Here is a 12,627-nt window from a genome sequence, read left to right on the forward strand (position 1 = left end):
CGGTCACGGTGTAAAACCCCTTCAGATACCCGGCGGCGAGCGCCCCTTCGGGCTCCGGTCTGCGGCCTTCGCGTAGAACGTCTCGATATCGTGGACGATCGCCTGCCAGTTGTACTTCGTCCGGACGAGCTCCTTTGCCTGCCTCCCGAACTCCGCCCGCAGAGCGTCGTCGGCAAGCAGGCGCCCGATGGCGCCGGCAAGCGCCTCAGGCGTGTAATCGGCCGTGAACCCGACGGTATTATCGACCCAGCCGAGCAGGTCTCCCTTGCCCGTCGTCACGATGGGCGTCCCGCAGAGACACGCCTCGAGGAACGTGACGGGAAAGCCGGTGAAACTCGGCGTCACGAAGACATCGGCGTCGGTGTATGCCGCCATCTTGTCTTCCTTGCTCACGAACCCCGTGAAGATCACCCGGTCCTCAAGGCCGAGCTCGCTGACCCGCCGCCTGAACTCGTCGTTGTAGCCCATGTCTCCCCCGACGAGCATCAGGACGGCGTCGTCGAACTTCCGCGCGACCTCTTTAAACGAGCGGATCAGGAGGTCGATCCCCTTCGTGGGGTCGAGCCGTCCGAGGTAGAGCACGACCTTTGCGGCGGGGTCGATCTCCCACGCCGCACGGAACGCGCCGCGGGCCGGGAGGTCGGGATACTCGGCGAGGTCGATGCCGTTCGGGACGATCGCGATCTTCTCCTCGTCGACGCCGAGAGCCCGGTAACGCTCGGCCTCCGTCTCGTTGAGCGCGATCACCCCTGCGGCGCCGAGGATCACCTTCTCCGACCAGAGCAGGTCGAAGAGCCGCTTCATCCGCGTGGAACCCGTGTCCTGCGGGAGCGCCCCGTGCGCCTGGAGCACGTACGGGATGCCGTATCTCCTCGCGTAATGCGAGGCGGTGACGGTGAGCAGGGTCCGGTGGTCGTGGATGTGGATCAGATCGAACTGCTTCATCTCCTTTCTCGCGACCGCCGGCATGCGGTAGGGAACCACCGGCGGGGTCACCACGGTCGGGGCGTACTTTCGCAGGTTCTCAAAGTAGTAGACGCCCATCCCGTCGACCTCGGTCAGGCGGTTCGTCGGCAGGTCGTTTGGATAGATGCTCCTGTTCGTCGTGTAGACCGTGACCGCATGCCCGTTCTCGTGAAGGGCGTGGGAGATGTCGTATGCGACCCGTGCCACCCCTCCGGACTCCCAGAGCGGTTTGAAGAATGGAGTAACCTGTAGTATCTTCATGCATGTCCCCCGGTATGCCGTTGCTTCAGCCGCTTCCGGATCAGGCCCGCGTAACAGTTCAGGCAGAACGGCGTCAGCAGCCAGACCCCGCACTCGACCAGGGGCGCGAACCCGTGCTGCCGGATGCGGTAGCGGTAACTCTCGAGGTTGTATGTCAGGTAATCCGCGCCGACCTCCTCAAACCACCACTTCCGGGTGACGTTCCCGTTTCGCACCCGGTCCGAGCACTTTGCGAGCCAGCGCTGCACCTGCTCGCGGGTCCTTCCCTCCGCCACCTCCGGCTGGAAGTCGCTGTTGATGACGCAGGGAGTGACCGCGTAGCCCTGGATGCCGTGCCGGTCGAGGTCCACTGAGAGGATCATGGTGCTGTTGACCTCCTCCTTGAAGAGTTCGGTGTCGAACTGGAAGTTGCCGAGCGAGTAGGCGATCAGGCCGCCGTTGTACTCCTCTAGCCCCTGGACGGTGTGCGAGTGGTGGCCGAGGATCAGGGTCGCCCCGTTGTCGATGAAGGCATGGGCGAGCCCGACTTGGTCAGGGGATGGATAGTAGACGTTCTCGATCCCCCAGTGGAGGGAGACGACGACATGGTCGCAGTGCTCTTTGAGCACCCTGATATCCTCGATGACGGCCTTCTTCTTCAGTTTGGCCACCGTGACCCCCGGCGGCGACCGGAACATCCCCCGCGTGTAGGCAAGGAAGCCGAGCCGGAGCCCGTTCCGCTCGACGATCAGCCCCGGCAGGGGGTTGTCGCCCCGTGCGCCCCCGATGTAGGAGATGCCGTGGCCCTCGAGGACGTCGAGGGTCTTCTCAAACCCCTCCCGTCCCAGGTCGAGGGTGTGGTTGTTTGCGAGGCTCAGGATATCGAACCCGGCGTCTTTGAGGTGCCCGGCCGATTCGGGTGGGTTTGAATTGATCCAGCGCTTCCTGCTCTCGGTACCGCTCTCGGTGAGGACCGTCTCGAGGTTCCCGAAGAGCAGGTCTTTCCGGCGGAGTTCGTGCTCGATCCGGGCGAACGGTTTTTTGCCGTTTCTGGTCCAGAGCAGCACGTCCCCGACGGCCTTCAGCCGCACTGGTGTCATATCGCTCTCCCGGCAGCCGTTCTGCCGCCCGTGGAAGGCCCGGGCCTGCGGTCTGCCCGTCCTGCCTGTCTACGGGTTGTCGTGGTGCCCCCCGGCAGCAGTTCTCCGTTGTTGTTTGAGTAAAAGACCTTCAAGAATGAATTCCCTGGAATACTGCCTTCCCTCCCTTGACGCGTTGAGCTCCAGACAGGCCGTACAGAAATATATATCTTTTCCCCGGTTATGGGGCCGGGCGTGCCGCTCCCGGCGCATACGACGTTCCCGGGACCGCTATTGCTCCGGATGTTCGTGAACCGATGCCGGTAACTCTACCGTCCGGGTGCCGAACCATTAACTGCTCGTACATCGACTACCTTATCGGACTATCGAGCGGCAGATGATGAGAGTTACCCCCACTGATCGGTGATGAAGCAGGGGGCTGATGCCGCTCTTCCGTGAAACGGGCGTCCGTGCCTCCGAAGGCGTTCTTCATCTCTTCTCGCAACGCTCTCCTCCTCACGGCAAGTTATCCCCGGTACCGGACGGCAGGGTTCCATCCGGAGAGTGCCCCGTCGGATCTGAAAGGCTATGACGGCCAGATAGGCCTCGAGGAAGCAGGTTGCCGGAATCCGTGCCGACGGGCATATCGGGAAAAATATATATGGCAGAAGATGTATGGCAGGGTCCGTGCGGTGCGACCGGGAGAACAGCATCCGGCTGGATGCGTGCCCGGGGCTGTCCTGTATCGTACCGGTCCGTATAGAGTCTCAGCACTTTGATGCGGCACTTGATGGGGGGATCATGTGTACTGGCCTGTTCTTACTACTGTGTATGACGTTCTTGCCGATAAGGCAAAGGTAACTTCCCGGAAAGCTCTCTTGGATCCTCGCAGGGCTTCGTGCTCGGATTCTCCTGCCGGCGGCATCTCCGTGCAGACCGCCGGGAGGGAGAACTCCCTGAGTTCCCCCCTCCCGCAGACTCCCCTGCCGGGGACCGGCGCCCCGAAAGACGATCGTCTCCCTCGTACCGCGCCCATGACGGAGTTCGATCCCGAAGCGGCGGAACAGGAGGCCGCACGGGTGCGTGGATACCCGTTCGCCGTCATTGCTCCCGCATACAACGAGGGCCTGGTCATCGGCTCCGTCGTCCTCCTCGCAAAGAAGCACGCCGACCGCGTCATCGTCGTCGACGACGGCTCGGCCGACCGGACCGCGGAGATCGCCCGGCTCGCAGGTGCCGACGTCATCGAGATGCCGAAGAACGGCGGGAAGGCAAAGGCGATGATGGCCGGATTCGCCCGCGCCCAGGCCCTGGGTTACCGGGCCGTCGTGATGCTCGACAGCGACGGCCAGCACAACCCCGACGAGATCCCGGCCGTGGCGGCCCCGGTCCTCGCCGGCGAGGCCGACCTCGTCATCGGCTCCCGGTTTCTCGGCACCGGAGCGAAGATCCCCGCCTACCGGCGGGCCGGGCAGACGGTCCTCAACGGGTTCACGAACCTCTCGGTCGACGGCGGCACCTTCGCGACGACCGACTCGCAGTCGGGCTTCCGGGCGCTTTCGCAACGGGCCCTCGAGAACCTGACCTTCTCTTCGGAGGGCTACAACATCGAGTCGGACATGATCGCCCACTTCGCCCCCCTCGGCCTGAGGATGGCCGAAGTCCCGATCTCGGTCACCTACGACGTTCCCCATAAGCACAAGAAGAACCCGATATCCCACGGCCTGGGGGTGATGACAAAGGTTCTCGGACTGATCGGCTACAAGCGGCCGATGCTCTTCTTCGGCATTCCGGGGAGCATCATCACGATATCGGGATTCAGCCTGGGGATCTACACCTTCTCCGAGCTCTACCGGAGCGGCGAGTTCCACTATGTCATGTTCACGCTGGGGATAACCGCGCTCATTCTCGGCCTCCTCCTGATCGAGTCCGGGCTGGTCTTGAACGTCCTCCTGCAGGTGATGCAGCGCCGGACGGAGGGAGATAAGTGAGTATCACCATGCCGGCCGACGCGTGCGGTGGACGGTCTCGGGCGAGACGACCGGCGGTGCAGTCAGCCCCGGTCTCCGCAGGTATTATATGGACGGGTTCATGATAGGTTCAGCGATGCGTAAGACGGATGCTGCGTCGATCACTCTGCTGGCCTGGATGCTCTCTGCGAGCGGTCTTCTCTATCTCCTGCACCCCCCGGATCACAAGCTCTTTCTGGTCATCGCGCTCGTAGGATTCTTCATCGTCGTCTATACGATCCATCCGGTCTTTTCGAAGCCCGGATACATCCGGAATATTCATCGTATGGCTCTGGCCGGTACGGCGGTCTTTGGCCTGGTCATACTCCTGAGAATACTGGAACTCGTTGAATACTGGGGCCTCTGACCGGCGGGTCGAGTTGTGCCTCCTATGAAACAGCCCGGGTGAGAGAGATGGCAGCAGACAGATCGAAACATTACAGGATCGGCTCCTATATCCTTGTCGGCTTTGCAGTTCTGCTCTTCGTTGCAGTTCTGTTTGCTGATCCGCGGCGTATGGAGAGCCCGACACTCATGCTGAGCGCAAGCAGTTTCATCGCCGGCGTCTTCCTCTTCGCGCTCGACGGCGACGCATCCATCGATGCGCGGCTGGCCAGCCGGCTCTCCCTGCAGGGCATCTCCGCCCTCGGGGGTATCATCCGCGACCTGGGCGGTTCGGGAGCCGCAGTCTTTCTTCCGCCGGACGGCGACGGGGGGAAGGTCATGCAGTTCATTCCGACCCAGCCTGCCTTCAGGTCGGTTCTCGGCGACGGGGGGGGATTCGCCTGTCACGACGGGAGCACGGGAACCCTGAGCCGCCCCCTGGCGGCCCCCATCCTCGAGGACCTCAAGAGCAGCGACGCCCTCGTTCTGCCCTCCGAGTTCGGTCCGCTGATGGGTGCGGTCCGGGAGGTCTGCGAAGACTTGCTCTCGGTCGCCGACCGGGTGACTGTAAAGCGGGAAAGCGACACGGTCCTCGTCAGCCTCCACAACTACCTCCTCTACCCTGGCTGTGCCTCCCTCCGCGAGACCTCTCCGGAGTTCTGCATGCTCTCTCCCTGCTCGATCTGCAGCCTGATCGCGTGCATGATCGCAGAGGGGCTGGCGTGCGAGGTCAGCCTCGCCGGGGTTACCCTGGATGATGCGGCCGGTTCCCGCCGCATGGAGATCCGTTACGCACTCAAAGAGTGCGCCGGGGCGGGAGAGCCCTGAGAGAGGGGTCTGGGGTGGAACCGACAGTCGCACTCGCCTCATGTATCAGGGTGCCGGAGAGGCGAGCAAAAGGTATATTGCCATCCCCCGAGGTAGGGCGTGAGATCCCCGCATGACGAGTTTCCTCAGCAATCTCTTCAAACTGACCTCGGGCACTGTGATTGCCCAGGTGGCTGCCGTCCTCCTCATCCCTGTGGCAACGCGCATCTATGCCCCGGAGTTCTTCGGGGTCAACCAGCTCTTCCTCTCCATAGCAACGGTGATCACGGTCGTTTCCTCGCTCTCCTACCACTTCGCGATCATGGTGACGGAGGAGGACGAAGATTCCGTAAACGTCCTCGCGCTCTGCGTCGTCTGTGTGCTGGGTATCGCCACGCTGGCCGGCATTGTCTTCGTCGCGTTCGGCGATTGGTTCGGAGCGCTCTTCAATATGCCCATGATCGCCGATTATCTGATACTGCTGCCGTTTTTCGTCATATTCAGCAGTCTCTTCGTGGTCCTGAACGACTGGCTCTCGCGGAAGGTCCGGTACGGCCCCATCGCCAGGGGTACGGTCATAAACTCCGTATCGACACGGGTCTTCCAGATCGGAGCCGGGTTGGTCCATGCCTCCCCGCTCGGACTCATCCTCGGCTCGGTGGTCGGGGCGGGCCTCGCGATCATCCCCCACCTCCGGAGTCTCAGGGAGGATGCTCACCTCTTGAGATCGGTCACACCCGGACGGATGAAGGACCTCGCCCGCCGGTACAGCCGCTTCGCGATCTACGCGTCGTTTGGAAGCCTCGCAAACAGTGCATCCTGGGAGCTGCCGGCGTTCATGCTCGCCTACTTCTTCAATCCCGTCATCGTCGGATTCTATGCTCTTGCGATCATGGCGGTGCGGCTGCCCATGATGCTGGTGGGAACGTCCATCACGCAGGTCTTCTTCCAGAAAGCAAGCGAGGAGAGGATCCAGACGGGGAGCGTCAGGAACGTGGTCCGCGAGGTCCACACGAGGCTCATCGCCGTCGGCCTCTTCCCCTTCGTTCTCTTCGCGATCCTCGCCGAAGACCTCTTCACCTTTGTCTTCGGTGCGGACTGGCTCACCGCGGGGACTTATGCCATGATCCTTACCCCGTGGCTCTTCACCACGTTTGCCGTCTCCCCGATCACATCTCTCTTCGGCGTCCTCGACCGGCAGAGGGCCTTCTTCTTCTTTGAGGTCACGACCCTCTGCACGTGGCTGCTCCTCTTCTCCGTCAGCGGCGTTCTCGGCAACCCCGTCATGGTGCTCATGCTCTTCTCGGCTGCAGGCGTGATCCTCTGGGGGGCAAAGAGCGTCTATCTCATACGGGAGTCAGGGATCGGCTACCGGGACAGCTTCTCCAGTCTGGCCCGGCACCTCCTGATCAGCGTCGTTCTTGCGCTCCCCCTCATCGTGGGGAGGTATATGGAGGTCCCGTTCCTGCTTCTGCTCGTTGTTGCAGGGATAGCCGCGGTTGCCTATTACCTCCTGATCTTCTTCACGGATACCCTGATCCGGAGGGAGGTTATCGGGATGATCCGGGGTTCGGTCTCCCCGAAGTACCTGAACTGGCTGGAGCACCTTGCTCTGCTCCGGTGACGGGAGGGGGAGTTCCGGCAGGACGGGCTCCGGGGCGGCCGTCAGATCCCTTCCCGGAACCCGGCCGCGTCGGCACCCGCCGGAGGCCGCAGCCCGTTCTTCGCCCACCAGGCCGCAAGCTCATGACCGCCCGTCATCCAGGCGCCCTCCTCACGGCCGTACTTCAGGAGCTTCTCATAGAACCGGAGCGATGCCGACGGATCGAGCAGGAACTCGTTATGCCAGAGGACGGTGACCACGCCGTGGTGCCGTTTTGCGGCGGCGAGGAGACGCTCCATCTCGCTCCAGGCCTGTTCTGGACTCAGCCGCATGTGCAGGAGCAGCGCACGGTCCATCACGACGAGCGGGACCTCCAGGATCTCCATCTCGCGGCCTGTTCTCAGGTTGAACGGCCGGAAGGGGTGGCACATGCCGTTCCGGAACCCGGTGCAGTCCGGGTACCCGAGGGTGGTGTCGTAGAGGAACCCTGCCTCTTCCAGCAGCTCCCAGGTATCCGGCACCCGGAACCTGAGGTAATGGTTCCTGTATCCGGCAACCTCCCGGTCGAGGACCTTCTCAAGGCTCCTCTTCTCCTCGAGCAGCTGCGCCGGATCGCGATACGCCCTGCACCCACCGTGCAGGCCGATCTCCCACCCCCGGTCCCGGAGCGTGCAGATCTCCTGCTTGAGGTCCTCGATAGCGTATGAGCACTCCCGGTCGCCGTTCTTTAAGGCCATGAAGTAGAAGCTCGAGCGGGCGCCGTAGGCCTCCTCAAGGTCGGCGATCTCGCGGAAGTTCCACGCGGGGAGCTTCTTTGAGCGGAGCTGGAGAGCAATGCGACCGGCACCCGCGAGATCCCCGTCTCTCAGCGACCTGGCGATCTCGTAACCCTTCATGGAGAGGGGCCGGTACACCGTGTCGATATCGTGGGTGAGGCAGATCGCAAACGGCTGCGACTCCGGGTAATCGCATCGGAAGCCCTCTTCTGTGAGGGCCTGCGATGCCCGGGGCACGCATACGTCCCGGTGCCGGCTGCGGTAGTAGGGAAACCGGTCGTACCCGTCCCGGTCGCCTCCCGTGTACTCCTCCCTCCTGGTGAAGAGATCCCAGATCTCCCCATCCCGTCTGAGCAGGTCCGTCATGCGGCAGGCGGCCTCCCTGCCAGCCTGCATCCGTGGACCGGGGGGTGCATCTACTTCCCGGACGCTGCCGGGATACGCCGGCGTTCCCGGATCCGGCCGGGCTTCCGTCTCGGCCCCGGGCACCTCCGGGGCATTGCCTCCTCCCTGTGCCTCCCTGGTGGCCGGGCTCCCGGACGGCCCTGTCACCGGAAGACCTCCTCAAAGGAGAACTTCGTGAAGTTCGCGTATGTTGCGTCGAGTATCTTCCTCTCCAGGTCCTCCTGCGAGACGGCGAAGGACATGTCGTCGGGGTAGCCTATGTAACTGTACTCGGTTACCCCGCTGTAACTGGTGGAGTTCGATGCCGACTGCAGGACCTCTATCATCTCGGGCGTGCCGATGCTGCGGCCCTCGTGTATGAACCCGTTCAGGGTATCGTTCATCGCTATGTAGCGGTGGTGGGTCGGGAGGATGGGTGCCGGGTCTCCCTCCGCCGCCGCGCCTGTCTTCGGGTCGTAGAGATAGAAGTTGTTGGTCGTCAGGATCGCGGGAATGCCGGTCGGCGGGATGTCGCCGGGCATCCGGACCGCCATCCCGTAGGAGTCCGACTCGAACGTCACCGACGGGACCCCGTCGGGATCGATCTTCCGGGGCTCCGAGATCGCGGTGTTCCAGCCCCCCGTCCGGGTTATCTCCCGCGATTTCCAGTAGGTCTCCGCCTCGGTGATGTTCTGGCAGTGCAGGAGGGTCTCCATGTAGAGGGTGGAGTAATCGAGCAGGTCCGTTGCACTGAGGGCGGGGTCGGCCCCGGTCGATGAGTGCGTGGCCAGGATCAGGCCTTCCTCGTTCATGCCGTTGTAGGTCCCATAGAAACCGGGCCAGTCGACACCCACCACCCGTTTTCCCTCCGGGGGTTCGGTTGCGACGATGAGCAGGGTGTTCACCGTGACCTTCCGCAGGTCGTTCTCCCCGTCCATGTTCTTGCCGTGGATCACGCCGCCGGCCAGTTCGTCGTTCTCCGTCAGGTTGCCCCAGACGACGGCGTTTGAGCACATCGGACCGCCCTCCCGGGCGTCCTCCTCGTGTAAGACGAAGTCCCTCATGAGCATCAGGGCATACAGGGAGTTTATCGCCACGATATCGTCGCGCGTGACGTCTCGATCGAGGGCGTCGATGTGCATATCGGTTCCCGAGTCCTGCATGCCCCGGATCATCTCGTCGACGGCGGGGACGTAGGGGTCGTTCGCCGAGAAGTTGCTCCTGATGAAGGGGAGAAGGTTGTTCTCGTACAGCGTCGGGGAACGGGCGTAATACTCGATCACGACGTACTCGACCCAGTCGCGGATCTGCGGACCCGCGAGATACCCCTGGGCGTATGCCCGCTCCTCGACGGTCCCCCGGAGTTGCAGGACCGGGTAGCCTTTCATCCACTTCAGGGTTCCCCCGCCGCCCCCCCGGCTGACACTCCGCTCCTCTTCAGGGTAGGGGGTCGGGGCGATCAGTTCCAGGTCGATACCCTCAACGCCATCACCGGTCGCACGGACATTCGCCGGGAGCAGGTAGTCGTCGGTCCGGTACCACCCGATGGGCTCCTGGTAGTCCTCGTGATTGATCCCCCCGTCCCCGTTCGTATCTCGCCATGCGTAGATGAGGTACTCGCCGGGCCGGGGCACCGTGATGGTATAGGTGCCGGGGGCGTCGAGGGTCGTGTACGCGACGACGTGCTCCGACTCGTAAGGCGCTGCCTCCGTCTCCATCTCGCGTATCTTCTGGAGAACGACGGGGTAGAGCGCGAGAACATACGTCGTGCCGGAGCCGGTCTCCCGGGAGGTGAGGTTGCCGGATATCGTAACCTCCCTATCCCCTGCCGGGAGTTGCCAGATCCCCGGATAGAGAGCGATCCCTGCCACGAGGGCGATAAGAATGATGATTGCAGCGAATATCGCTGCGACCAGGATGGAGTTTCGTTGTCCCATGTTCTGCACCCGGGTTATCTCGTGCCCTCTCCCGGCAGGCGGGAAGAGCCTGCCATGGTCAAAACCTGAGGGCATATTAAAATTTCGCTCACGCCGGAACCGGTCGCCGGGGAGAAGGGCGATCGCGGCCCCCGTCCCCTCCTCCCATCCGGCCATCCCGGCGGGGCAGGCAGCCCGACGAAGGCAGGGCGTCGTGCAGGTGCTCTACGCCGTCCGGGAACCCATGCCTCCGGCGATCCCCTTTATTCCTCTCAGGAGGCGGAACCGGATCCCGCAACGCTCGACGCCGTAGTACGGGACAAGATCCGGGTTGAAACTTGCTATGAACGTGCTCAGGTGGGCCCGGTTCCCGGCCATCAGGTTGAGCGAAGAGCAGTTCCTATCCGCACAGGAAGCGGCGATTTCGCCGAGGAGCAGTGATGCCGCTCCGGTGTTGAGGTGCTCTTCCGCGGAGGCGGCGGACCAGCGGTGGACCGCCTTTTCGTCGCGGACGATGATCTCGGCCGCAGCAATCTCGTCTGAGGGGGTCCTCGCGACCCACATCTCGCCGAGATCCTTCTCCCTGACAATCTCCAGAAGGCTCATGAGGTGCTGCCGGGAGAACGGCGGCTGGGAGTTCTGTTTTGAGAAAGTGTTCTCCGTGAGCGTCCAGTAGCCCTCGGGATCGAAATGCTCCGCCGCCACGATGCCCAGTTTCTCGGCCTTCCGGATGCTCCTCCGCGCATTCTTTGATATCCGCTCAAAAACACCGCTGTTCACCGGGAGCACGTAGGTGTAGTAGACCTTTGCCTCCCAGCCGTTTCTGGTGAAACCCCGGATATCTCCAAGCCCCGGGGAGTTGACCAGGTTCACGTGGTCGAACCTCTCCCCGATGATATGATCGCGGATGGCCGCGACGACCCTGTCGGTATGCAGCTCCCTCTCCCGCTGCTTCGTGCTCTCTGTCCCGGCCGTCACCACCCCGCCGTATGGGGCGAGGAGCGCCGCGGACATGGCCATTCTGAGCATTTTATACGGGTTTGACAGGAGAAGGGGGCACCCCCCGATCAGCGTGTCGTCTTCGTAGCAGCCGAGTATCGCCAGGGCCTGGTTCAGCGACCCCGCCGTCCGGACCAGCCAGCCGCTCGTGTGAAAGACCGTTCCCTGGGGAGAGGTTGCGACCAGTGCGTCCCATGCAGGATATTCGTCGATATCGAGTACCCTGACTTCTGTCCGATCCATTCAGGACACCCTGCCCCGGGAAGGCTCATCCGCCTGCCCGCTCCCCTGGACGGCTTTCTTCAACCGGTATAGCCGGGAAGCCGCTTTTGAGAGGAGGACGACCCGCGAATGGACTGGAACCGGTTCCGCGCCGAACCTCTGTTTGCCCCGGACGCGGGGGTTGTCCGGCCGCTCCCGTCCGAACGATATCCGTTCGTAGCCGTTCTCGTACGCCCAGTTGATGCCCTCCCACGAGAGGTAGTGGGTGGGCGAGTATTTGTTCGGGAGGTTCCGGTTCAGTGCAAGGAGTATGAAGTAGGCCGTCTTCGTTAAGGGATCCAGTAATGCCAGATTGCCGCCGGCAAAGACGCCGTTGTTCGTCAGAACCGCAACTCTCACCTCATCCGGGGAAAAGATGTCGATGATCCTCTGGAAGTATGCACGCGGCAGGACGTACCCGTTTATGTGGTTCAGGTTCTCGGTATAATACCTGTAAAAATCCTCGATGGCGTCCCCGTCCGAGACCTCCCGAACCGTGAACCCTCCTTTTTCAAACCGGGTGACCTTATAGCGGTCGTCTTTGGAGAGAATATCCTTCCATATAGCCTCCGGGGGGTTATGGTTTAAGTCGAGCAGCATGTTGCTCCCGGCCTCGTTCTGGATGTTGTCGTACTCGATCCCCTCCACCAGGGCCGGGTCGTAGGTGTCAAAGAACAGGTACGAGTATCGCTTTGAGAAGAGGGATAAGACCTCGTTGACGTCGTCGGGATCGAAACTCTCTTGAAGCACGATATTGTTGTAGTCGGAACGGGGTATGCCGTTGAGGCCTCTGAATACGTTCATCGACTGCTCCACGAAGGGGCATATCCCGGCGACCTTTCCGTCCTTTAAGATCAGGAAATATCTTGATTTCAACTTCATCGCATCTTCTATCGTATCTCTCCATTTCAGACGGTGAAACGGAGTCCCTTCCGGGGATCGGGTGATGAACCCCTCCCACCGGTGAGCGTTGCTCTCCGATAGCGGTTCGATCGCATACGCCATGAGCGGGCACCTTGAACGACACCGGCATTAATGGTTTCCCTCGCCACAGGGCCGGTTGAACCGGTGTCCCGGCAGAACTGCCCGATCGTCAAGACCTGCCAGGATATTCTTTCTTTGCACGATTCCGGAGAGCGCCCGGGCACCCCCCCGGGCACCCCCCCGGGCACCCCCCCGGGCATCCCTCCGGGCATCCCTCCG

10 protein-coding genes are annotated in these 12,627 nt (G+C 62.5%); 4 read left to right on the forward strand and 6 right to left on the reverse strand.

All coding sequences use genetic code 11. The features are described from left to right. Positions 1–21 precede the first annotated feature (21 nt). Both F8E02_RS06525 and F8E02_RS06530 read right to left on the reverse strand, forming a co-directional pair. Positions 22–1,227, reverse strand: coding sequence for a glycosyltransferase (locus F8E02_RS06525; RefSeq protein WP_317064681.1), 1,206 nt, complete (start codon positions 1,225–1,227; stop codon positions 22–24). Further along, positions 1,224–2,306, reverse strand: a complete 1,083-nt coding sequence (locus tag F8E02_RS06530; RefSeq protein ID WP_317064682.1) for a CapA family protein — start codon at positions 2,304–2,306, stop codon at positions 1,224–1,226. Before F8E02_RS06530 ends, F8E02_RS06525 begins: the two co-directional genes overlap by 4 nt. A 1,013-nt stretch (positions 2,307–3,319) precedes the next feature. Here F8E02_RS06530 and F8E02_RS06535 point away from each other — a divergent pair. The 4 genes from F8E02_RS06535 to F8E02_RS06550 all read left to right on the forward strand — a co-directional run bounded on the left by F8E02_RS06535 (position 3,320) and on the right by F8E02_RS06550 (position 7,109). Further along, entirely contained in the window at positions 3,320–4,276 is a 957-nt protein-coding gene (locus tag F8E02_RS06535; protein WP_317064683.1) for a glycosyltransferase family 2 protein, read from the forward strand. A 22-nt stretch (positions 4,277–4,298) separates the two neighbouring features. After that, positions 4,299–4,661 carry a hypothetical protein gene (locus F8E02_RS06540; protein WP_317064684.1) on the forward strand — a complete coding sequence of 121 codons (363 nt, stop codon included), beginning with the start codon at positions 4,299–4,301 and terminating at the stop codon, positions 4,659–4,661. Between the two features lie 47 nt (positions 4,662–4,708). After that, positions 4,709–5,506, forward strand: a complete 798-nt coding sequence (locus F8E02_RS06545) for a hypothetical protein (RefSeq protein ID WP_317064685.1) — start codon at positions 4,709–4,711, stop codon at positions 5,504–5,506. 112 nt (positions 5,507–5,618) lie between these two features. After that, the gene (locus tag F8E02_RS06550) at positions 5,619–7,109 is read left to right on the forward strand and encodes a lipopolysaccharide biosynthesis protein (RefSeq protein ID WP_317064686.1); all 1,491 of its coding nucleotides are present in this window, start codon (positions 5,619–5,621) and stop codon (positions 7,107–7,109) included. A gap of 41 nt (positions 7,110–7,150) precedes the next feature. On the opposite strand, the gene F8E02_RS06555 is transcribed toward F8E02_RS06550, so the two are convergent. The 4 genes from F8E02_RS06555 to F8E02_RS06570 all read right to left on the reverse strand — a co-directional run bounded on the left by F8E02_RS06555 (position 7,151) and on the right by F8E02_RS06570 (position 12,306). Then, positions 7,151–8,416: a polysaccharide deacetylase family protein gene (locus F8E02_RS06555; RefSeq protein WP_317064687.1), complete on the reverse strand. Its 1,266-nt coding sequence runs from the start codon at positions 8,414–8,416 to the stop codon at positions 7,151–7,153. Continuing rightward, positions 8,413–10,185: a C45 family peptidase gene (locus tag F8E02_RS06560; RefSeq protein ID WP_317064688.1), complete on the reverse strand. Its 1,773-nt coding sequence runs from the start codon at positions 10,183–10,185 to the stop codon at positions 8,413–8,415. Before F8E02_RS06560 ends, F8E02_RS06555 begins: the two co-directional genes overlap by 4 nt. Before the next feature lie 204 nt (positions 10,186–10,389). Next, positions 10,390–11,406 carry a GNAT family N-acetyltransferase gene (locus F8E02_RS06565; RefSeq protein ID WP_317064689.1) on the reverse strand — a complete coding sequence of 339 codons (1,017 nt, stop codon included), beginning with the start codon at positions 11,404–11,406 and terminating at the stop codon, positions 10,390–10,392. Further along, a complete protein-coding gene (locus tag F8E02_RS06570) occupies positions 11,407–12,306 on the reverse strand; it encodes a GNAT family N-acetyltransferase (protein WP_317064690.1) in 900 nt (299 codons plus the stop codon). It abuts the gene before it with no gap. Positions 12,307–12,627: the final 321 nt, after the last annotated feature.

This window comes from Methanoculleus caldifontis (genome assembly GCF_032842345.1).
Lineage (GTDB): Archaea > Halobacteriota > Methanomicrobia > Methanomicrobiales > Methanoculleaceae > Methanoculleus > Methanoculleus caldifontis.

Bases quoted from the DNA above. Each gene is read 5' to 3' on its own strand.
- F8E02_RS06525 (WP_317064681.1), bottom strand. From the start codon at position 1,227: ATGAAGATACTACAGGTTACTCCATTCTTCAAACCGCTCTGGGAGTCC.
- F8E02_RS06530 (WP_317064682.1), bottom strand. From the start codon at position 2,306: ATGACACCAGTGCGGCTGAAGGCCGTCGGGGACGTGCTGCTCTGGACC.
- F8E02_RS06535 (WP_317064683.1), top strand. From the start codon at position 3,320: ATGACGGAGTTCGATCCCGAAGCGGCGGAACAGGAGGCCGCACGGGTG.
- F8E02_RS06545 (WP_317064685.1), top strand. From the start codon at position 4,709: ATGGCAGCAGACAGATCGAAACATTACAGGATCGGCTCCTATATCCTT.
- F8E02_RS06550 (WP_317064686.1), top strand. From the start codon at position 5,619: ATGACGAGTTTCCTCAGCAATCTCTTCAAACTGACCTCGGGCACTGTG.
- F8E02_RS06560 (WP_317064688.1), bottom strand. From the start codon at position 10,185: ATGGGACAACGAAACTCCATCCTGGTCGCAGCGATATTCGCTGCAATC.
- F8E02_RS06565 (WP_317064689.1), bottom strand. From the start codon at position 11,406: ATGGATCGGACAGAAGTCAGGGTACTCGATATCGACGAATATCCTGCA.
- F8E02_RS06570 (WP_317064690.1), bottom strand. From the start codon at position 12,306: ATGAAGTTGAAATCAAGATATTTCCTGATCTTAAAGGACGGAAAGGTC.